Genomic DNA, 21,660 nt, shown 5'->3' with positions numbered 1-21,660 from the left:
CAGTTAATAGAGAACCTCAATATTGTCCTCGTTCAGACGTTTTAGCCAAGCTTCAGAAGGCTTACGGTCAGTAATCAAGAAATCAATATGGGCAAGCTCAACCAGCTTTGTAAAAGCAGTTTTATCGAATTTGGTATGATCCGCCAGGAGTATGACCTTATTAGCTTGTCGTAGCATGTACTTCTTGAGCTCACACTCCGGTTCGTTGGAATCTGTGATGCCTCGTTCCATATCCATTCCTTTGCAACTGATTACCGCTGTATCCACATTGTATCTTTGAATGGTGTCATGGGCTACCGGTCCTACCAGCGACAACGATCGGTAACGAAGTGAACCGCCAGTAGAGATGATATCCATCCCTGAATTCGAGAACTCATGCAAAATGTTAATAGAATTTGTGATGATGGTTAGATTGTTTTTGTTTCCCAGCAATTTTAGAAACTCAAAGGCTGTAGAGCTTGGATCTACCATTAATGTATCTCCATCATTGATTAAATCGAGCGCCTTCAAGGCGATTCCCCGTTTTATATCTGTATTCAAGGCATTACGTGTAACAAAAGGCAGATCCTCATTCGTATGGCGATTCAGCATAGCACCGCCATAGGTACGACTAAGGATGCCATCCTTCTCTAGCTTCTCCAAATCTCTGCGTATCGTCTCTTCAGTGACCTCAAACATTTTACTTAGATCGGAGACTAGCACTCGTTTATCTTGATGGACGAGATCTATTATTTTTTTGCGTCTTTCGGCTGCAAGCATAGGAATCACCTTTCCAAAGCTATATTTTACAATCATAGCGCTTAATATCTGTGTTTTGCAATAAAAACAACTTAAAAACCTCTGTACTTTCCAATAATATTCACAAAACAGATATAAAACAAACAAAAACAACATAATTAATATTTAAAATGTTGACAACAAAGATTTAGGAGCATACGATGAAGAAGGAAATAATTCCCTTAGAGATTAATCGAGTTAGTGTGATGCAAGGCCGGCCCAGCTGCTATTCAGAGGCCAGCCTGAGGCGCAGCAGACGGAATACAACGATTATTGAACTCATTAGGAGGCTGGTCAAGCAATGAGCACGCATGTGTATTACGTTCCATCGATCAATATTATGGGCAAGGGATGCTTACAGGAGATTGGTCCTTACATTCAAGAACTTAAATTAAAAAAGGCACTTGTGGTCACAGACAAATTCCTTATGAAGAGTGGTATTGCTGGTAAATTGCTGGCGGTATTGGACGAAGCGGGGATTGAATATGCCATTTATGATGAAGTGAAGCCCAATCCGACCTGTAAAAATGTCCACGATGGCGTAGGTTATCTCAAAGCGCAGAATTGTGATTCTCTGATTTCCATCGGCGGTGGATCGCCACAGGATACTGCCAAAGCCATTGGTATCCTTGCCACAAATGGCGGTCACATCAAAGAATATGAGGGCGTACACAAGTCGAAACATAAATCGCTGCCGATCGTTGCTGTGAATACCACCGCAGGGACTTCAGCTGAAGTCACTATTAACTATGTAATCACAGACGAAGAACGCAAAGTGAAGATGGTAATGGTGGATAAGAATAGTATTGCTACGATCTCAGTCAACGATCCAGAGCTTATGGTAGATAAACCCGCTGCACTTACAGCAGCAACAGGAATGGACGCTTTGACGCATGCAATTGAGGCACTAGTAACGCCAGGAGCATATCCGGTAACTGACGCTACGGCACTAGCCGCAGTGGAGATTATTTTCGCTAACTTGGCCCGTACCGTAAAGAATGGCCATGATATTGAGGCTCGTGAGCAAATGGTGTATGCGATTTTCCTAGGCGGACTTGCTTTCAATAATGCAGGGCTTGGTTATGTGCACGCGATGGCGCATCAGCTTGGCGGTGTATATGATCTGCCACATGGCGTATGTAACGCAATGCTGCTTCCTTATGTGGAAGAAGAGAATGCCAAATACGTACCCGAGAAATTCAGAGCTATTGCAAAAGCGATTGGATTAAACGTGGAGGATCAAACTGATAAGGAATGTGCGGACTTCGTAATCGAGTCGATAAAGGCGTTGTCTAAAGAAGTAGGCATTCCATCTAAACTATCCGAGCTTGGAGTAGATGAGGTCGATCTTAATCTTTTAGCTGAGAACTCCATGAAGGATGCATGTGCACCGGGTAACCCTTTTATTCCAACGAAGGAAGAAGTCATTACTCTATTCAAAAAAATACTATAACTCATCCCTTACTTTAGGAGATTCTTTATGAATAATCATATCGCCGTTGATATTGGTGCCTCCAGTGGGCGGTTAGTACTCGGAATACTGCAAGAGGGCGTCCTCATCTTAGAGGAGCTTCATCGGTTTAGCAATCGTTTTACAGAACAGGAGAATTCTTGTTTTTGGGACATCGATTATTTATTCGATCAGATCATTACAGGGCTTCAGAAAGCCAAAGGGCAAGGCATTACAGCGTGTACACTGGGTATAGATACATGGGCTGTAGATTATGTACTCGTGGATGCAGAGGGAACACGTATTCAAGAGGTATACGCTTATCGTGATCGTAGAACTGATAAGGCTATGGAAGAGGTAGCTAAGCATATTTCTCCTCAAACTATATATGAAAAGACGGGTATTCAACAGTTATCATTTAATACGTTGTATCAGCTTTATGTTCACAGTGAAGAAGAAATAGCCAAAGCGGATCAAATCTTACTCGTGCCTGATTATTTGTATTACAGATTAACGGGTCGCAAGATCAATGAGGTTACTAACGCATCTTCAACTCAGCTATTGAATCTAGAGAGTCGAGATTTCGACGATGACCTGTTGGATTTTCTGAATATTAAAAGAGATCAATTCGCTACATTGACTGAACCTGGAGTAATTATTGGCCCCCTCGATGAAGCACTATTTCAGGAATATGATATTCCGGATTGCCAACTGATCTGTGTAGCCACACATGATACAGCTTCTGCAGTGCTGGGTGCTCCTCTTCAAAGAGACTCCGCGTATATCAGCAGTGGAACATGGTCATTGCTCGGTGTTGAACGAACTCAGCCACTCAATTTTATGATGGCCATGAAGGCCAACTATACCAATGAATGGGGCGCATACGGAAGCTATAGATTCCTCAAAAATGTTATGGGCCTTTGGCTCATCCAAGAGGTTCGCAGGCTAATGGACGATCGTTATAGCTTTGCGGAGCTAGCAGAGCTTGCACAAGGAGAAGAAGGCTTCCGGAGCCTGATCTCCTGTAATGATCCAAGATTTCTCAATCCTTCAAATATGATAGAAGAGATTCGTAATGCCTGCGCAGAGAGCGGGCAGCCTGTTCCTGAGACGCCAGGTCAGTTGGCTCGCTGTATTTTTGACAGCTTGGCATTATCGTACCGTACTTACTTGGAAGAACTAGAAGAACTAATAGAAAGCCGAATCGAGATTCTGCAGATTGTGGGTGGAGGTGCTAACAACAGTCTGTTATGCCAACTGACTGCTGATGTTATAGGCAGAGAAGTTAAGGCTGGCCCAACGGAATCCACAGCACTTGGTAATATAGTGGTGCAGATGATTAGCACGGGAAGCATAACTGATATTAATGAAGCAAGAGATATTATCGCTGAATCATTTGAGATAAAGTCGTATACACCGCGCCCGACCGCTCATCTTGAAGACATTCTAAATCGCTGGAAAGAGCTTCAGTTGTCCAAAATACAACATCAAATCTAATTAAACTTATGCTATATGATTTTAGGAGGAACTACAGCATGGATCAGAGTATTATCACTAGCTATAATGAAGCCAAAAAATTATACGCAGCCCATGGGATTGATGTGGAGAAAGTGCTGGAGCGGCTCGCGCAAATTAAGATTTCCATCCATTGCTGGCAGGGCGATGATGTACAAGGGTTTCTTTTTAAAGATAAAGAACTAAGCGGGGGAATAGCAGTAACAGGAAGTTATCCCGGTCGAGCTGGCACGCCAGATCAATTGCGCCAAGATTTAGAAAAGGCATTATCCCTCATTCCAGGCAAGCACAAAGTAAATTTACATGCGATCTATGCAGATACAGATGAAAAAGTTGATTTAGATGAATTGGAGCCACGCCATTTCAAATCTTGGGTAGACTGGGCGAAGGAGCGGGGGCTGGGACTTGATTTTAACCCTACTTGTTTCTCACATCCTAAAGCTGCAGACGGTTTTACGCTAAGTCACTCGGACGATGAGATTCGTAACTTCTGGATTAAGCATTGTAAGGCTTCTCGGACGATTGCCGAGCATTTTGGTAAAGAACTGGGTCAACCTTGCGTGACTAATTTTTGGGTACCAGATGGATATAAAGATACACCAGTCGATCGTTTAGCTCCAAGAGTGCGGTTAAAAGAGTCACTGGATGAGATTTTTAGTGTGGAAATAGATCCTCTCTATAATATTGATGCTGTAGAAAGTAAATTGTTCGGAATCGGTTCTGAGAGTTATGTGGTTGGTTCACATGAGTTCTATATGGGCTATGGTTTAACTCGCGGCAAAGCTATCTGTTTGGATGCCGGACATTTCCATCCTACTGAGATGATCTCAAATAAGCTATCTTCGATTCTTATGTTTAGTGAGCAGCTGCTGCTGCATGTAAGCAGACCCGTCCGTTGGGACAGTGACCACGTTGTAACTATGGACGACGAGCTGCTGGAAATCGCCCGTGAATTGGTACGTGGGGATTTACTCTCCCGAACGAATATCGGACTTGATTTCTTTGATGGCAGTATTAATCATATCGCTGCTTGGGTGATTGGTACACGCAATACCATTAAGGCGTTACTTCGCGCAATGCTCGAACCGGTGGAAAAATTGAAGCAAATCGAGCAGATAGGTGATTACACTTCACGACTAGCGTTGGTGGAAGAATTCAAATCGTATCCGTTTGGAGCCGTGTGGGATTACTATTGTGCATCACAAGATACACCCGTTAGGGAGCAATGGCTGGCTGAAGTAAAGCGTTATGAGCAGGAAGTTCTGTCTGCAAGATAGAGTGTTAGAGTGGATGTGGAGAGCAACATATACAAAGGAGAGATTGACAATGAGTACATCTGTATTAGAATCCAAAGGGTATATTGCCAGTAGTGAGGCTCCATTTATTCAGGAAATGTCAGAGATTACCCGTCATATGTGGGAGCTTGGCTGGGATGAGCTGAATGGCGGTAATGTCAGCTATCTGCTGGATGAGAATGAGGTTGCTAAATATATTAACGTTCTAGAGCCACTACGCACCATTAAACTTACCTTCCCTGTAAAAGAATTAGCCGGCAAATACTTCATCGTGACAGGTTCTGGCAAGTATTTTAGAAATGTGATCAAAGACCCGGAAGCCAATCTCGGTGTGCTTCGTGTTAGTGCCAATGGTGAAAGCGTAGAAGTGTTATGGGGATTACGGAACGGTGCTGTACCTACTAGTGAATTGGCTTCCCATTTCATGAGCCATATTGAGCGACTGAAGGTGGACCCTACGCACCGTATCGTACTGCATACACATGCTACGAATGTTATCGCGATGACCTTCACGCATGATCTGGATGAATTGAAGTTTACGAAGACGCTTTGGGAAATGTGCACAGAGTGCCTTGTTGTTTTCCCAGATGGTGTTAGTGTCATTCCATGGATTGTTCCTGGCAGCAGCGAAATTGGCCGCGAAACCGCGAAGAAAATGAAGGATCACCGCCTAGTGATCTGGCCGCAGCACGGGATTTTCGGCACTGGCTCCACTATGGATGCCACCTTTGGTCTAGTAGAGACTGTAGAAAAGGCTGCTACGATCTACAACCTGATTGGTGGAAGAGAAATTAAGCAAAAGATCACAGATCAGCAACTGTGGGATTTAGCTAAGGCGTTTGGAGTAACTCCAAAAGCTGGTATTCTTGAGGTTTAAAAAGTTCGTAATGGAATGAAAACCGGGCGTTCGCAGATTTTGCGGGGTCCGTTTTTTTATGATTTTTTCCTACATAAAGATCTTAAAAATTTGCATTTTCCATCTTCTGGGGAGATAATTAGCCTTACTTAAAGTAATCAAATAATCAATTGGAGGTAATATGTATGAACACTGAGCTATTATTTTCACCTATTCAAGTGGGGAATCTTTCGCTGTCAAACCGAATCGTCATGGCGCCGATGACTCGGGTATACTCACCGGATGGTGTACCAGGAAGTAATGTTGCCGCATATTACCGTAGACGGGCAGAGGGTGGAGTAGGATTGATCGTTACCGAGGGTACAGCTATTAATCATCCTTCGGCAGTCAGCCACGCCAATATTCCCAATATACATGAAGAAGCAGCTTTAGAGGGCTGGAAGCAGGTAGTAGAAGAAGTTCACGCAGCTGGAGGTAAGATCATACCCCAATTATGGCATGTGGGAATGGCGCGAACTATAGGGGAAGGTCCAAATGTTGAAGCCCTTCCTATTGGCCCTTCTGGTCTGAATTTAGCAGGAGAACCTGTGACAGAGCCACTTACTACAGCTGAAGTTGAAGGCTTAGTCTCAGCATTTGCTCAAGCAGCAGCGAACGCGAAAAAAGTGGGTTTTGATGGTATCGAGATTCATGGTGCACATGGTTATCTGATAGACCAGTTCTTCTGGGAAGGAACGAACAAACGTACTGATCGTTACGGTGGCGATTTGGTTGGTAGAACTACATTTGCAGTAGAGGTTATTGAAGCGTGCCGTAAAGCGGTTGGGCCAGATTTTCCGATCGTGCTACGCTTCTCTCAATGGAAATTGGGTGCCTATGATGAGAAGCTGGCAAAAAATGCAGATGAGCTCGAAAGATTCCTTACTCCACTTAGCGATGCTGGCGTTGATATTTTCCACTGCTCCACTCGTCGCTTCAGCCAACCTGAATTTGAGGGATCTGAGCTTAATCTCGCAGGGTGGACCAAGAAAATCACGGGGAAACCATCAATTACGGTGGGTTCTATCGGTCTTCACAGTGATTTTTTTGCAGAAGACTCAGCTCAGAAGACAGAAGATAACATTAATGAATTACTAGAAAGAATGGACCGTGAGGAATTTGATTTGGTTGCTGTTGGCAGAGCATTAATTAGCGATCCGGCTTGGCCTGCCAAAGTTCAAAGTGGAGCAATAGACGAGATCATTCCATTCACGGCTGAATCGACAAAAACTCTATACTAAAGGGAAAGAACAGCGGGTTATGGACAGCTCTGTTTTTAGAATAATTTTCATTAAGGGCTAATATTATCATAGATATTAAAAAGCGTAATAGGTAAGGAGGATATGGGTTGATAGATATCACAGAAGTCTTCATAGATACTCTAGCACCGAACAGTGCAGCAATTAAGAACGGGCAAGGACTAGTTAAGAAGAGACGATTCGTACATTTGAATCAGTCGGAAGACGGCGTGGTTCTGTTTGGTGAATGTGGTGGTAGCGGTAGCAGCAACTATTATCCTTCTGCTGATTTTGTTGTTTCTGACAAACCGGTGATGCGTTGTACTTGTCCAAGTAGGCAGATTCCTTGCAAGCATGTCCTCGGATTGCTATATGCCTATGTAGGCAAGGAGACTTTCGTATCTGCAACGATACCTGAAGATCTTGCTGTTAAACGAGAGAAGATGAGTAAGCGTGAAGAACGAAAATCTGAGCTTGCTGCGGAAGGGGCTAATGTTAAGCCCAAGAAAGTGAACAAGTCCGCACTTAAGAAAAAGATTGGAGCTCAACTGGAGGGCTTGGCTGTATTGGAGAAATTGACCCAATCGCTTATACGTGCAGGACTTGGAACAATAGACGCCAAAGGTGTAAAGGATATTCAGGTGCACGTGAAGATGATGGGCAATTATTATTTAACTGGTGCACAAATTGAATTAAGACGATTAGCTTTATTGCTCTCTTCTTCTGACAATCGTGAGAAAACTTATTCATTAGCAATAGAGCAGCTAACCCGAATTCATGCGTTCATTAAGAAAGGGCGCGCTCATCTAACAATGAAGCTGGAAGATCCGGATATGTCTTTGAATCATGAATCTACGATTGAAGAATGGCTTGGTCATGCTTGGCAGCTAACGGAGCTTAAGGAATGCGGTCTGATGAGCTCGGATGTAGAGCTGATCCAGCTTTCATTCCTCAGCTATGATGATGAAGCTAGACAGGAATATGTAGACCTCGGCTACTGGATAGAAAAATCTACAGGTGATATACATCGTACGCTCCAATATCGTCCTTATAAAGCAGCTAAATATATTCATGAAGAAGATAGCTTCACTGATGTTGCACTTATTCCTTCCTTCTATCGTTATCCTGGTGACCGGAACCGGAGAGTTCGTTTCGAGAATATGTCAACACGGCCTCTGACTAATCAGGATGTAGAGTGGATCGCTTCTAAGGCAGTTCATTCTTATTCCGACAGCTTCAAGCAGATAAAAAATCAGTTGAAGAATCCGCTAGCGGACAAGAATCCTGTGTTGCTGCTGCATGTGAATAAGATTAGCAAATCTCAGCAAGATCAGTTCGTCATTATGGACGAATCGGGCCAGCATTTGGTGTTAGACCAAATAGTAGCACTCGAGCAGGATACACTTGCACTGTTACAATACTTTACACTCGAAGAATTATCGGATACTACGATGCTGCTTATGTTTGAACATCAACTCGATACAGGACGATTGAAAGCACAACCGTTAACCCTTATCAAAGGGATGGAGATGATCCGTCTCTTATATTAAAAAAATTAAGAAAACATAAGATTCACATAAACTTTGGGAGGAATATCCATGAGTACAGCTTTACTACAAGAGCTTCATCAAGAAGTAAACCGGCTGTATATAGCTGGAAGTGAGCTCGCTGCTGAGGATTTCCGCTTAAAGCGGCTATTGCCACAGTTTCAACAGTTAGGTGAACGTGCGCCCATATTCAAAAGGTTAGGAGAGGGAATCGTTGCGGTCATTGAACCAGATCATTCCGAGGGATCTTACTCTGCTCAGAACCTACAGGAGCTCAGCGTGCTGCTTAGCTCGGTGCTATATACACAGGGGGCGACTTCGCCTGATGGTGAACTGCTTGAGGTGGAAGTCCATCCGGTGAGATTGCCTACTCAGTTCTCATATCGTAAGCTGTCAGCGGTACAGACGGCATTAAAGACTCGTGGGGGAGGACGATATGAGATTATCAAGGAAGCTTTTGAGACAGGATTGTTTCAAGATCTTCGAATGATTCATCCCGCGTTAGCAGCCCTCCAAGATCCATATGTTGAGATCGCCGAGCTTGTGATGAAGCAGATCCTGCCAGCTTATGGGCCTCAGATTATTCCGATCCTTATCGATCAATTTGATCCTGCTGGAGGAATAGTAGAGACGAGAAAGCTGTACGTGATCGCAGTATTAGGTGGTGATAGCGTTCAGGATCTGATCTATCAAGCTGCAGATTCAGGATCAGAAGATGTTCGAGCCATGGCTATTTCTCTGCTCGCAGGTCAGGGACAATATGAAATCGAATTACTGGCTTGGAGTACAGATAAGAAGAAAAAGATTCGCGAAGCTGCCTATAATGCGCTGGCTAAGAGCGACTCGGTAAATGTGGTGAATCGGCTGCATGAGGCGTTTACGGGAAAAGATAGTGAACTTGTAGTTCCTGCATTGAGACAATGTCAAGCCCAAGAGCTCACAAAACGACTTGTTGTAGAGTTATCAGATATGCTTCAAACTGTCTCAGAGATTATGGGCGATACGAAGAAAAAAGACGGATTATGGAATAAGGTAGTCCAGTATCTTCGGGTTTTATCTTACAAACGCAGTCCTGAACTAGAGAAACTATATTTTAATGTTCTCGAGCAGTATCCATTATATATGAATCAGCTAAAGTGGAATTCATTGATCGAGGAAGCAAACTCCTATTTTAGACAGATAGATTCTATCGAAGCGAGACGTATATTACAGCAAACACTTGAGCGTGATCTTGTCTACTATAGAAACAATAGAAGATATGTGAATGATGTTTTTAAAGATGCGTATCTCTACTTGTCACCAGAGCGTGTGTATGAACAATATGTTGAAGTTCTAAAGCATTATGCGCCATCTTCAACTAGCCATGCTTCTTCAATGGCGCAGCAACTGCTACGCACCATATCTGAAGTTGTAGTTCAACGATATCATGGAACTTATGATGCAGTTTGGAATTCACCTGTAGACCTGATTCAATATATGTATAAGGTCGAAATGCAGCCGCCCGAGGTACTGGCTGTTCAATGGGATTCACGGTGGCTTGACGCTTTTATAGAGCTGGATCAATACGAACTGGTAAGTGCCTTTGCAAGGCCGGGACATGCCGAAGCAATGCAGTATTTGCTTCGTAAATTGACCGATAATCCTGAATTCCGACATCGGTTTTCCAATATTCTCTTGATGGGCTTAGCACGTACAGGGATAGGTAAACAACGCTTGCAAGAAGCTCTCCTAGTGGCTTTGGAAGATGATAGAAATACAGAATGTCGATTAATTGAACCGTATACGTTTGAACAGCTATGTCAGCTTCCAGCGAGTTTTGCGAGTCGAATAATAACTGTTCTACCTCGATTTAGTGAGGTTGCAGAAGAACAACTTGAGTATGTCATTCGTCTCATGCAAGGACCATCAAACCCAATAGAAGAGGTGTAGCTACCGATGAGTCAAGAACTATTACAAGATATTATGAGGCTTCCAGCAGAAAGATTGTATGAGCATGAGTTGGAAGCGCTTCGTAAAGCGGACACAGGTAAGGTTCCAGCAGGATGGCAGATGTCGCCCCAATCTGTACTGAAGTTTATCGTTGGCGGTAAAGCAGGGAATACCGAGATTACACCTAAGTACATTGGTAACAAGCGATTAATAGAGATGGCGATAGCCACGCTGGTAACTGATCGTGCGCTGCTGTTAATCGGTGAGCCGGGTACAGCAAAGTCATGGTTATCTGAGAATTTATCAGCTGCTATATATGGACAATCAGGACTTGTCGTACAAGGTACTGCGGGTACGAGTGAAGAGCAGGTGCGCTATTCGTGGAACTACGCAATGCTGCTTGCACAAGGCCCTACGCCGGAAGCGCTAGTGAAGAGCCCCATTATGCGAGCGATGGAGGATGGGGGCATTGCACGTTTTGAGGAGATATCTCGTTGTGCATCTGAGGTACAGGATGCGTTGATATCCATCTTATCGGAGAAGACGATATCCGTTCCTGAGCTAGGTAAGGAGATGAGTGCGCGCAAAGGCTTCTCGATCATTGCAACAGCTAATACGAGAGACCGTGGTGTAAATGACATGTCAACTGCCTTGAAGAGACGGTTTAATATTATCGTCCTTCCAGCCCCTGCAGATTTGTATACTGAAGTTGAGATTGTGAAGAAACGGGTTCGTGAAATTGCCTCTTCCTACGATTTGCAAGCGGCGCTCCCTGCAGACGAAGCTTTACATAAGGTCGTGACCATCTTCCGTGAGTTACGTAGCGGGATGACATTGGATAAGAAGGAGAAAGTGAAGTCTCCAGGAGGTGTGATTTCCACAGCTGAAGCGATCTCGCTCTTAACGAATAGTATGGCGCTGGCCGCAAGCTTTGGTAATGGAGAACTGACGGACGAAGATCTGGCCGCAGGGCTGCAAGGTGCCATTGTGAAAGATGATGATAAGGATCAACTTGTCTGGAGAGAGTATCTCGACAATATTATGAAAAAACGTGGCGCAGATTGGCGGGGGTTATATACGGCTTGTAAGGAGATGAACTAGTGGAGAGCGAAACTACTGGAGCAGGCGTGCATATTTTTGGGGTGCGGCATTTGTCTCCTGGTGGTGCGCAGCATCTATTGAGCTTCCTTCATGAAATAGAGCCCACAGCTGTGTTAATTGAGGGTCCATCGGATGCCACACCTGAGATTCGCCATGTCATCAACATGACAACCAAACCTCCTATTGCCATTCTAGCTTTTACGGAGGAAGTTCCTGTGCGTACAGCCCTTTGGCCGCTTGCGCTATATTCCCCAGAATATCAAGCGATGAGATGGGCGGAGCAGCAAGGGGCTTATACAGCTTTTATAGATTTACCTTCATCAGTGGTCATCGCGTTACAGGATATACGAACCAAAAGTAGAGATTCTGTTGAACAGAGCGATGAATCTGAAGTTAACAATACAGGTGAGAAGGCTCCTGAAGAAGCATCTCTATATGATAGAGTAGCTGAGCTGGCTGGTGAGCTTGATTATGATATGTATTGGGAGCGCAATTTCGAACACAACACTAACAAGGGTGCATATCAGGAAGCAATTATTTCTTTCTCATCCCAAATGCGTCAGATTTCTGAAGAAAATGAGAGACATAACAACGTAGTAGAATATGCACACAATACGATACGTGAAGCTTATATGCGTCGTCAGATTCAGGATACAATCGCTGCTGGCCATCAACCAAATAAGATCGTTGTTGTATGTGGAGCATACCATGCAGCGGCGCTTGCTGATCTGGCATCTGGTATGTCGGATGAGGAAATAGATGCTCTTCCTTCTCTAAATTCGAAGCTAACACTTATGCCCTACACGTACTATAAGTTATCTTCTTTGTCTGGCTATGGAGCAGGTAACCTCGCTCCTCATTATTATCAAATGATGTGGGAACGTATGATGAATGGCTCACTTGAAGACTTGCCGAATCATTATCTGTCTACCGTAGCCAGATACTTGCGTAATACAGGGACACACCGTTCCACAGCGGAAATTATCGAAGCCGTTCGCTTAGCTGAATCATTAGCTGCCCTTCACGGTGGAAGTGCTCCGACGTTAAGAGATCTAAGAGATGCTGCGCTGACTTTACTGGGGCGTGGAGAGCTTAGTGTGATCGCAGAAGCGCTTGCTCGTACGGATATCGGTACTGCTATTGGTGAGTTGGCAGAGGGGATTAGTCAGACGCCGATTCAAGATGATCTGAATCGGCAATTAAAGCGCTTGAAGCTTGAGAAATATAAAACCCCAGTGGCAAATGATCTTGAACTAGATCTCCGAGAGAACCGAAGAGTGTCTTCTGAGGAAGCAGCTTATTTAGACTTAAATCGTTCCTTTCTTTTTCATAGGCTCAGATTACTTGGGATCGATCTAGTGAACATAAGAGCAAGTGGTCAGACTGGCGCAACGTGGGCAGAGCATTGGGTAATGAAGTGGTCTCCTGAAGTTGAGATCCAGGTCGTTGAATCTACGCTACTTGGGGAAACAATTGAGATTGCTTCAGCTTATGTATTGCAACAAAAATTAGATGGCAGCAGTACCATTGCGGAAGCGTCAGCACTTATTCGAACGGCTTATGAGTGTGGAATGATACACCAGATGGAAGCGGGACGGCAGACGCTTCAGCGTCTAGCTGTTGATACTCGAGATGTGGTGCAGATTGCTGCTTCCATTCATGAGTTATCTCTTCTGATTCAATATGGCGATGTTCGACGGATCGATACCAAGCCGCTCATTCCTTTGCTTGAACAACTGTTCAGACGAGCCTGTCTGTTCTTGCTGGATGCGAGCCAATGTAACGATGAGGCTTCAGGTGAGATGCTTAAAGCTATGAACATACTGAATCAGGCAGCTATTGCGCATAGTGAGGAAGTAGATGAGCTGTTGTGGATACAAGAGCTGAAACACTTGTCAGAGAGGGATGACTGCAATCCGCGTTTATCTGGAGTGGCGTGTTCCATTTTATTGGAGCGTAATGCGATGACTGCACAGCAATGTTCAGAAGAAGTATCGAGGCGCCTGTCGCCAGGTATACCCGCAGAACTTGGAGCAGGCTGGTTCGAAGGGATGTCTATGCGTAATCGATATGTACTGTTGTCTCGATTAAGTCTGTGGGAACAATTGAATGAGTATATTAATTCATTAGATGATGAAGAATTTGTACGTGCATTAGTATTTTTACGGCGTGCTTTCAGCACCTTTGAACGAAGAGAAAAGACGATGATTGCCGAACTTCTAGGGGAGTTGTGGGGTGTGAACACCGAGCAGGCTGCTGAGATTCTGACGGGTGAGCTGAAGGAGGCCGAAGCGAAGATGATTGAGGATTTGAATGAATTTGACTTTGGAGATATATGACGATGAGTACATCCGTGGATTCAAGTGTTGTAGCTCGGTGGCGCCTTATTCTTGGTCAGTCTGCAGAAGCGCAATTGACGGTTTCTAGCGGAAACGCAAGTATTCACCTGTCTGAAGATGAACTCATCATGGACCAAGCACTGGCTGCTATCTATGATGAGACGAGCGATATCGTAAATAGTGGTGCTGCTAACTCTTCGGCTACGGGACAAAGAGGAGCGGGATCAGGTAAATCTGCACCCCGGTTGGCAAAATGGTTAGGAGATGTTCGCAATTTCTTCCCAGAGGATATCGTATCGGTTATTCAACATGATGCGATGGAGCGGAAGGGCTGGAAGCAATTATTGTTTGAGCCGGAAGTTCTGGCAACAGTGAAGCCTGATATACAGCTAGTAGGTACACTACTTTCGCTAAAAGGGAAAATTCCTGAGAAGACAAAAGATACGGCTCGCCTGTTAGTGAAGGCAGTTGTGGATGATCTTGTAAAGCGTATGGAGGAAGATCTGCGTCGGGCGGTGACGGGTGCACTGAATCGCAGAGAGCATTCTCCATTACCGTCACTTAGTGGTATAGACTGGACACGGACGATAAAACGCAATCTGAAGCATTATGATGCAGAGCGACAACAGATTATCCCTGAGAGATTCTACTTTTATGATCGGGCAAGACGCAGTAAGGAATGGACAGTCATTGTGGATATCGATCAGAGTGGTTCTATGGCAGAATCAATTATTTGGGCTTCAGTAGTTGGTTCTATTTTTGCAAGCATCCCATCGCTTAGTACCCGAGTAGTTGTATTTGATACAGAGGTCGTTGATCTGACAGAGCAATGTGCGAACGATCCTGTTGACATGTTATTCGGGATTCAGTTAGGTGGCGGTACAGATATACAAAAGTCTGTTGCTTATTGCGAACAGTTTATTGATCAACCGAAGAAGACATTATTTATCGTGATTTCGGATCTTTATGAAGGTGGGAACCAGGCAAGCTTAATCCGTCGTATGCGTCATCTGAAGGAATCTGGAGTTAGAACGATGTGCTTGCTGGCTTTATCTGATGAAGGCAAACCTTTCTATGATGAGCATGTGGCGAGATCTTTGACTCGCGATGGAACGCCCTGTTTTGCGTGTACACCTGCACTGCTGCCACAGTTAGTAGAAGGTGCACTAAAAGGACAGGATCTTACTGAATTAGCAAAGAAACTTGGTACAAAAGGGATTTAACAAGAGTCGTGCTATTACAAGTTTCATAAAAAGTGATATTCAGACAAGAACTGTGATTCATAACAGTTTTTGTGGCGTATATAAATATCATACCCCCCTTTATAGAATATAATTTGGCCCTGTCGCTCGTCGGCAGGGCATTTTTTTATGAAAGTCTTTAGAAGAGCAATTATCCTGACCTATTAAAATTTTCATTTAGAGTATGCTCTGCTCTCACGCTGTGGTAAAATAGACCTGATTTTTCAAAAAAATACGCAAGTTAAGTTTTTGCTTTGCTTGATAAGCCTAAATCAGTGCATATTGGAATTGACATCTAAGATGGATGTAATGTTATAGAATGTGCTATAATTTTATATTAGGTTAAAACAACAATAAGCTACATTTTAGATAGAGGACGTGAAAACAGCATGACTAAGGGGAACCATAACTCACCGGACTTAAAATCCGGCAAGGGTTCGAAAGATTATTCGAAATATTTTGATTTTAGCGATGCGAAGGTAATTAGTGAAGAAGAAGGTAAGATTACTTATCGGATTAAAGGAAGAAACGTTCAAATTAATAGCCAGCCTGATTATAAAGAAGGAAAACGGCGTGGCAAGGAAGAAATAGAAGTGCATTATGATTTCGAAATTCCTGAAGAGATGCAGAATTTCGGAGTAGACAAATATTATCATATAACAACTTATGGCTGCCAAATGAATGAGCATGACACGGAAACGATGAAGGGCCTGTTGGAACAGATGGGCTACAAAAGCGTCGATGATCGGAATCATGCGGATCTCATTCTGCTCAATACTTGTGCGATTCGCGAGAATGCCGAGGATAAGGTGTTTGGAGAGCTTGGTCACCTAAAGAACTTGAAGATTGAGAAGCCAGGTCTTTTGCTGGGCGTGTGTGGCTGCATGTCACAGGAGGAAGGCGTAGTTAATCGAATTATGTCTAAGCATGGATTCGTGGATATGATCTTCGGTACGCATAATATTCACCGTCTGCCACATCTCATTAAAGAAGCTGTATTCAGTAAAGAGCTTGTGGTGGAGGTATGGTCTAAAGAGGGCGATATTATTGAGAACTTACCGAAAAAACGTGAAGGTATGCGGGCTTGGGTAAACATTATGTATGGCTGTGATAAGTTCTGTACGTACTGTATCGTACCTTTTACACGAGGAAAAGAACGCAGCCGCCGTCCGGAGGACGTCATTGCTGAAGTAAGAGAGCTCGCGCGTCAAGGATTCAAGGAAGTGACTTTGCTGGGGCAGAACGTAAACGCATACGGTAAGGATTTTACAGACATCGATTACACCTTTGGTGACCTAATGGATGATATGCGTTTAATTGATATCCCGCGCATCCGCTTCATGACATCGCATCCACGTGATTTTGACGATAAATTGATTGAAGTACTCGGCAAAGGCGGCAACCTGGTGGAGCATATCCATCTGCCGGTTCAATCGGGAAGTACTGCCGTACTTAAGAAAATGAGTCGTAAATATACTCGTGAAGCTTATCTGGAGTTAGTTCGTAAGATCAAGATAAGTGTGCCTAATGCGGTATTAAGTACCGATATTATCGTTGGTTTCCCTGGTGAGACGGATGAGCAATTCGAAGATACTCTTTCGCTGGTGCGCGAGGTTGGGTATGATATGGCATATACGTTCATTTATTCACCTCGTGAAGGTACCCCTGCAGCTGCTATGGAGGACAATGTACCGATGTCAGTGAAGAGCGAACGTCTGCAAAGACTCAATGATCTCATTAAAGAGAATAGTCGGATCATTAATGACCGTATGCTAGGTGAAGTCGTCGAGGTACTGGTAGAAGGCGAGAGTAAGAATAACTCGGAAGTCCTTTCTGGCCGTTCCCGTGCGAACAAGCTGGTCCATTTTGAAGGTTCGAAGGAGCTTATTGGCACATTTGTAAAAGTGAGAATTACAGATACCAAAACATGGTACATCAAAGGGGATATTGTGGCAGAAGCTGCTGCTGTTCATTAATCATCACATACGAATGGGGAGATGGCTTGTGAGTACAGAGGAACAACGTTTGAATAAATATGGAATGAAGACTTATAATACCCGTGACTTGATCGTACGCGAGGATATTATGGGTAAAGCCAAAGAACTGGCTACATTGATCTCGACAAGTGAAGAAGTAAAGCATTTTCAGCAGGCTGAGCAAAAAATCCTGAACCACGAGCGTGTACAAGGTCTGATTGCAACGATTAAGAAAAAGCAGAAGGAGATTGTCGCCTTCGAAAGCTTTAAAAATAAAGATATGGTAGCCAAGATCGAGCGTGAAATTGAAGTGTTGCAGGATGAAATTGACGGCATTCCAGTCGTGAACGAATTTCAGCAGAGCCAGAGTGACATCAATTATCTACTCCAGCTTGTCATTTCCGTGATTAGAGATACCGTTTCGGAAAAAATAAATGTGGAAGCCGGCACCGAGGCGCCTCCGACCACATGCGGATAACCCACACTCAGTTTAGGGGGCGGATGCAGATCCGCCCCTTTAAGTTTCACACTATACATAATCCTAATCTTTCTATGTCCAGTTGTTGATTTTAGAAGTTAAGGTTTGGTACATTTAAAGATACGATTTAGTAAAATTATAGCTTCGGAAAAGGATGGGGCAAATATGAGCGAAAATGGGGAACAAACCTATAACGCCAAAAAATATCGTACACCGGACGGAGTTCCGGCCGACATCGTAATGTTTACACTGACCAAACGCGAACGTAAGACGGTCACGAAGACGCTTCCCTTACGTGAGCTTAAGGTAATGTTAATTAGACGAAAGAAATGGCCATGTGCTGGAATGTGGGCTCTCCCAGGCGGATTCTGTCAGGAGGATGAGTCCATTTATGCTGCGGCTACACGTGAACTCAAAGAAGAGACTGGTGTAGATGGTGGTCATTTGGAATATCTGGGCGTTTACAGTACACCAGGTCGCGACCCTCGCGGATGGATTATCAGTCATGCTTTTTTTGCCCTTGTAGAAGAATGGATGTTGGAGCAAAGACAAGCTTCGGATGATGCTGGCGAGGTAGGTTTATTTACGTTGCAGGAAGCACTTGAAGAGCTGGAGCTCGCTTTTGACCACCATGATATCATCAAGGATGCATACTTGCGTATTCAACAACAAATGCTCCAGACTACGATCGCAAGACAGTTTTTACCTAGACATTTTACCCTTAGTGAGCTCTATCAAGTCATTCAAACGGTAGTGCCGGAATTTAAGGAACCGAATTTTATTCGTAAAATCACTTCAACACGTAGTCGTCAGGGTATATTAAAAGAAGTAAGAGATGAAGAGGGAAATGCGCTTAGTTCAAATCAATACTCCCAGCGTCCCGCTCAGCTCTATATGTTCACAGATCATGAGCCTTTGTTATCCATCTACACGTAGTGGCTTAAATCAGGAGAGGGGATTAATCTCATGAGAGCACTAATAGTGATCGACTTTACGAATGATTTTGTTAACGGAAATCTGCCGGTTGGTCAGCCAGCCGTAGATATCGAGCCTAGAATCAGCCAATTAACGTCGGAGTTTGTCCAAAGTGGCGATTATGTCGTTATGGCCGTGGATTTACATGAAGAGAATGACTCTTACCACCCGGAGAGCAAACTTTTTCCTCCTCATAATATACGCGGGAGTGAAGGACGTGAGTTGTTCGGAGGTTTGAAATCTGTGTATGAGCACAACCGCGATTCCATCTATTGGATGGACAAAACGCGTTATAGCGCTTTTAGTGGAACTGATCTGGAAATCAAGCTGCGGGAGCGTGGCATTACTGAACTTCATTTAATTGGGGTCTGCACCGATATTTGTGTACTGCACACAGCAGTGGATGCATATAACAAAGGGTTTGCAATTATTGTGCACGAAGATGCAGTTGCCAGCTTTAATCCAAATGGACATACTTGGGCGTTAGAACATTTCCGGGGAAGTTTAGGAGCAGACGTTGTTAAGGCATAATACTAGAACAGAACATACACATATAGCAGCGTAGATATTAGGAGATGAGGACTTGAGAAGAGAACTTGCGCTACATACGGATAAATATCAGATCAATATGATGTACGCTCACTGGGTGAATGGAACTCATAAACGGAAGGCTGTATTTGAGGCTTATTTCCGTAAGCTACCTTTCGGTAACGGCTACGCTGTGTTCGCAGGTTTAGAGCGTATTGTTGGTTATATCGGCGGCTTGCGGTTTACCGAAGATGATATCCGTTATTTGTCTGAGCAAGAAGAAAACTATGCTCCCGCTTTTTTGGAGGAACTGTTGCAGTTTCATTTTCAGGGAACCGTTCATTCGATGAAAGAAGGCGCTTTGATTTTTCCAGATGAGCCATTAATCCGTGTGGAAGGGACAATTATGGAGGCTCAGCTGGTGGAGACAGCCATTCTGAACTTCATGAACTACCAGACGTTGATCGCTACAAAGGCTTCACGAATTAAGCAGGTGGCTCCGAATGACATCTTGCTGGAGTTCGGTACCCGGCGTGCGCAAGAAGCCGATGCAGCGGTGTGGGGGGCTAGAGCGGCCTATATTGGCGGCTTTGATGCTACTTCCAACATGCTGGCAGGCAAAATGTTTAGTATTCCGACCAAGGGAACACATGCACATTCCTGGGTTCAGAGCTTTGGCAGCGAGCAGGAGGCTTTTGATGCCTATGCTAAGGTGATGCCGGACGAAGTTACGCTATTGGTCGACACCTTCGATACACTCCGTAGTGGGGTGCCTAATGCAATCAATACAGCCAAGAAGCTGGAGGCACAAGGTAAAAAAATGGTTGGTATCCGTTTGGATAGTGGTGACTTGGCTTATCTATCCCGTCAAGCGCGTAAGATGTTGGATGATGCTGGCCTGGATTATGTGAAGATAGTCGCTTCCAACGATTTGGATGAGAACACGATCATGGATCTGAAGCTGCAAGGCGCAGCGATTGATACTTGGGGTGTGGGCACACAACTGATCACCGCCTCTGACCAGCCCTCTCTGGGTGGCGTCTATAAGCTGGTGGAAATTGAGTCCGCTACTGGAGAAATGATCCCGACGATCAAGATTTCTTCCAATCCTGAGAAAGTATCTACGCCTGGCAAGAAGGACGTATTCAGGATTATCGGTAAAAATGGCAAAGCGCTTGCGGATTATATCTGCTTTCCAGAAGAGGAAGCTCCACGTAACGGAGCGCGGTTGAAGCTGTTTAATCCGCTGCATCCATACATGCATAAGTATGTCGAGCGTTACGAGGCATTGCCTATGCTAGAACCGATATACGTTAACGGATTCCAAGTGTATACTTTGCCGGATTTGAATGAAGTTAGACGTTATCATCGGGAGCAAAAGGACCTATTCTGGCCGGAGTATCAACGTAAGCTGAATCCCGAAGTATATCGGGTGAATTTGAGTGAAAAGGTCTGGACTAGCAAGCAGCAGTTAATCGCTGAGCATATACGACCGGATATTGAATAGATTTTGCAGGATTAATTCTGTCAACAGTGTTAACGCGGGAGAGTGATATACCCGCGTTTTTTTTGTTTTTTCAGAGGCTTGTAAATAAGGAGGAGAACTTAATGGAAAAGGGGAAGCTTGCTTTAGCGCCGAACAGGAACGTTAAGCCAGGTGAAATCATTACTTTCGGTAAGTATTCACAATCGAAGGATGGTAAAGAGCTGCCGATTGAATGGCGTGTTCTCCATAATTCAGATAGCGAACTGTTCGTTTTGAGCGAGTACATTTTGGAATGTAAGAGGTATCACGGCAAGAGAGCAGATATTAAATGGCGTGATTGCGTGGATATTACGTGGCACGACTGTGATTTGCGTGAGTGGCTGAACGATGAATTCTATAACAGCGCATTCAATGCTGCCGAGAAGGAATTAATAAAGACGACCCGTTGCTCAGATAACGGAGAGGGTACCCCAGATACAGAGGACAACGTTTTTTTGCTTAGCGTTGATGAGATAAAGGCATTCTCAGAGATACACGGAAAAGAACTACGGCGTGCGGTTGGCACGGAATTTGCTAAAATGAAAAAGCACGATGGATGCAGCTTATACGTATATGATAAAACGGATAAAGATAACTATATAATCAAAGACGGCGAAGAGGTTGGCTGCTCTTGGTGGTGGCTGCGAACACAGGGAAACAAACCTTCGCGTGCGTTTTTTGTCGGACCGAGTTACAGTATTCGCAGCTATGCGAATGTCAGTGTAGCCCGTGACGGCGTCCGTCCCGCTATGGTAATTAATCTTCCACGATAAAGACAAGCGGTTTAGAGTGGCAATAATTAAAAAGAGGCGTGTCCCTCTCTTCGCTAGTGTGAAGAACAAGGGATACAC

General features: G+C 44.2%; 17 protein-coding genes. 16 read left to right on the top strand and 1 reads right to left on the bottom strand.

What is annotated here, in order from left to right:
• Nucleotides 1-3: 3 nt before the first annotated feature.
• A complete protein-coding gene (locus NYE25_RS07605) occupies nt 4-759 on the bottom strand; it encodes a DeoR/GlpR family DNA-binding transcription regulator (RefSeq protein WP_076283464.1) in 756 nt (251 codons plus the stop codon).
• 319 nt (nt 760-1,078) lie between these two features.
• Here NYE25_RS07605 and NYE25_RS07600 point away from each other — a divergent pair, with 319 nt between their 5' ends.
• From NYE25_RS07600 to NYE25_RS07525, 16 genes are all read left to right on the top strand, one after another.
• Nucleotides 1,079-2,230, top strand: a complete 1,152-nt coding sequence (locus NYE25_RS07600; RefSeq protein ID WP_341145586.1) for an iron-containing alcohol dehydrogenase — start codon at nt 1,079-1,081, stop codon at nt 2,228-2,230.
• A 27-nt stretch (nt 2,231-2,257) separates the two neighbouring features.
• Nucleotides 2,258-3,724, top strand: a complete 1,467-nt coding sequence (rhaB, locus tag NYE25_RS07595; protein WP_341145585.1) for a rhamnulokinase — start codon at nt 2,258-2,260, stop codon at nt 3,722-3,724.
• A gap of 38 nt (nt 3,725-3,762) precedes the next feature.
• Nucleotides 3,763-5,019, top strand: a complete 1,257-nt coding sequence (gene rhaA / locus NYE25_RS07590) for an L-rhamnose isomerase (protein ID WP_341145584.1) — start codon at nt 3,763-3,765, stop codon at nt 5,017-5,019.
• 49 nt (nt 5,020-5,068) lie between these two features.
• A complete protein-coding gene (gene rhaD, locus NYE25_RS07585; protein WP_042128469.1) occupies nt 5,069-5,914 on the top strand; it encodes a rhamnulose-1-phosphate aldolase in 846 nt (281 codons plus the stop codon).
• Between the two features lie 164 nt (nt 5,915-6,078).
• A complete protein-coding gene (locus NYE25_RS07580; protein WP_341145583.1) occupies nt 6,079-7,173 on the top strand; it encodes an NADH:flavin oxidoreductase in 1,095 nt (364 codons plus the stop codon).
• Between the two features lie 107 nt (nt 7,174-7,280).
• On the top strand, nt 7,281-8,720 hold the full coding sequence (locus NYE25_RS07575; protein ID WP_341145582.1) for an SWIM zinc finger family protein: 1,440 nt from the start codon (nt 7,281-7,283) through the stop codon (nt 8,718-8,720).
• Between the two features lie 48 nt (nt 8,721-8,768).
• Nucleotides 8,769-10,646: a HEAT repeat domain-containing protein gene (locus NYE25_RS07570; RefSeq protein WP_341145581.1), complete on the top strand. Its 1,878-nt coding sequence runs from the start codon at nt 8,769-8,771 to the stop codon at nt 10,644-10,646.
• A gap of 6 nt (nt 10,647-10,652) precedes the next feature.
• Nucleotides 10,653-11,747: an ATP-binding protein gene (locus NYE25_RS07565; RefSeq protein ID WP_341145580.1), complete on the top strand. Its 1,095-nt coding sequence runs from the start codon at nt 10,653-10,655 to the stop codon at nt 11,745-11,747.
• Nucleotides 11,747-14,086 (top strand): DUF5682 family protein, encoded by a 2,340-nt coding sequence (locus NYE25_RS07560; RefSeq protein ID WP_341145579.1) that lies wholly within the window; start codon nt 11,747-11,749, stop codon nt 14,084-14,086. Before NYE25_RS07565 ends, NYE25_RS07560 begins: the two co-directional genes overlap by 1 nt.
• A gap of 2 nt (nt 14,087-14,088) precedes the next feature.
• Nucleotides 14,089-15,309, top strand: coding sequence for a VWA domain-containing protein (locus NYE25_RS07555; RefSeq protein ID WP_341145578.1), 1,221 nt, complete (start codon nt 14,089-14,091; stop codon nt 15,307-15,309).
• 407 nt (nt 15,310-15,716) lie between these two features.
• A complete protein-coding gene (gene miaB / locus NYE25_RS07550) occupies nt 15,717-17,303 on the top strand; it encodes a tRNA (N6-isopentenyl adenosine(37)-C2)-methylthiotransferase MiaB (protein WP_042188958.1) in 1,587 nt (528 codons plus the stop codon).
• Between the two features lie 28 nt (nt 17,304-17,331).
• Complete coding sequence (locus NYE25_RS07545) at nt 17,332-17,781, top strand: RicAFT regulatory complex protein RicA family protein (RefSeq protein WP_042188957.1); 450 nt, start codon at nt 17,332-17,334, stop codon at nt 17,779-17,781.
• Between the two features lie 165 nt (nt 17,782-17,946).
• Nucleotides 17,947-18,717 (top strand): NUDIX domain-containing protein, encoded by a 771-nt coding sequence (locus tag NYE25_RS07540; protein WP_042128449.1) that lies wholly within the window; start codon nt 17,947-17,949, stop codon nt 18,715-18,717.
• 30 nt (nt 18,718-18,747) lie between these two features.
• On the top strand, nt 18,748-19,287 hold the full coding sequence (locus NYE25_RS07535; RefSeq protein ID WP_076283475.1) for a cysteine hydrolase family protein: 540 nt from the start codon (nt 18,748-18,750) through the stop codon (nt 19,285-19,287).
• Nucleotides 19,288-19,339: 52 nt separating this feature from the next.
• Nucleotides 19,340-20,791 carry a nicotinate phosphoribosyltransferase gene (locus NYE25_RS07530; protein WP_076283476.1) on the top strand — a complete coding sequence of 484 codons (1,452 nt, stop codon included), beginning with the start codon at nt 19,340-19,342 and terminating at the stop codon, nt 20,789-20,791.
• Nucleotides 20,792-20,892: 101 nt separating this feature from the next.
• The gene (locus NYE25_RS07525; protein WP_341145577.1) at nt 20,893-21,582 is read left to right on the top strand and encodes a DUF6273 domain-containing protein; all 690 of its coding nucleotides are present in this window, start codon (nt 20,893-20,895) and stop codon (nt 21,580-21,582) included.
• Nucleotides 21,583-21,660: the final 78 nt, after the last annotated feature.

Source organism: Paenibacillus sp. FSL E2-8871, assembly GCF_038000345.1.
In the GTDB taxonomy this organism is placed as follows: Bacteria; Bacillota; Bacilli; order Paenibacillales; family Paenibacillaceae; genus Paenibacillus_AQ.
This window is presented reverse-complemented; position numbering and strand designations above follow the sequence as displayed.

Bases quoted from the DNA above. Each gene is read 5' to 3' on its own strand.
- NYE25_RS07605 (WP_076283464.1), bottom strand. From the start codon at position 759: ATGCTTGCAGCCGAAAGACGCAAAAAAATAATAGATCTCGTCCATCAA.
- NYE25_RS07600 (WP_341145586.1), top strand. From the start codon at position 1,079: ATGAGCACGCATGTGTATTACGTTCCATCGATCAATATTATGGGCAAG.
- rhaB (WP_341145585.1), top strand. From the start codon at position 2,258: ATGAATAATCATATCGCCGTTGATATTGGTGCCTCCAGTGGGCGGTTA.
- rhaA (WP_341145584.1), top strand. From the start codon at position 3,763: ATGGATCAGAGTATTATCACTAGCTATAATGAAGCCAAAAAATTATAC.
- rhaD (WP_042128469.1), top strand. From the start codon at position 5,069: ATGAGTACATCTGTATTAGAATCCAAAGGGTATATTGCCAGTAGTGAG.
- NYE25_RS07580 (WP_341145583.1), top strand. From the start codon at position 6,079: ATGAACACTGAGCTATTATTTTCACCTATTCAAGTGGGGAATCTTTCG.
- NYE25_RS07570 (WP_341145581.1), top strand. From the start codon at position 8,769: ATGAGTACAGCTTTACTACAAGAGCTTCATCAAGAAGTAAACCGGCTG.
- NYE25_RS07565 (WP_341145580.1), top strand. From the start codon at position 10,653: ATGAGTCAAGAACTATTACAAGATATTATGAGGCTTCCAGCAGAAAGA.
- NYE25_RS07555 (WP_341145578.1), top strand. From the start codon at position 14,089: ATGAGTACATCCGTGGATTCAAGTGTTGTAGCTCGGTGGCGCCTTATT.
- miaB (WP_042188958.1), top strand. From the start codon at position 15,717: ATGACTAAGGGGAACCATAACTCACCGGACTTAAAATCCGGCAAGGGT.
- NYE25_RS07540 (WP_042128449.1), top strand. From the start codon at position 17,947: ATGAGCGAAAATGGGGAACAAACCTATAACGCCAAAAAATATCGTACA.
- NYE25_RS07535 (WP_076283475.1), top strand. From the start codon at position 18,748: ATGAGAGCACTAATAGTGATCGACTTTACGAATGATTTTGTTAACGGA.
- NYE25_RS07525 (WP_341145577.1), top strand. From the start codon at position 20,893: ATGGAAAAGGGGAAGCTTGCTTTAGCGCCGAACAGGAACGTTAAGCCA.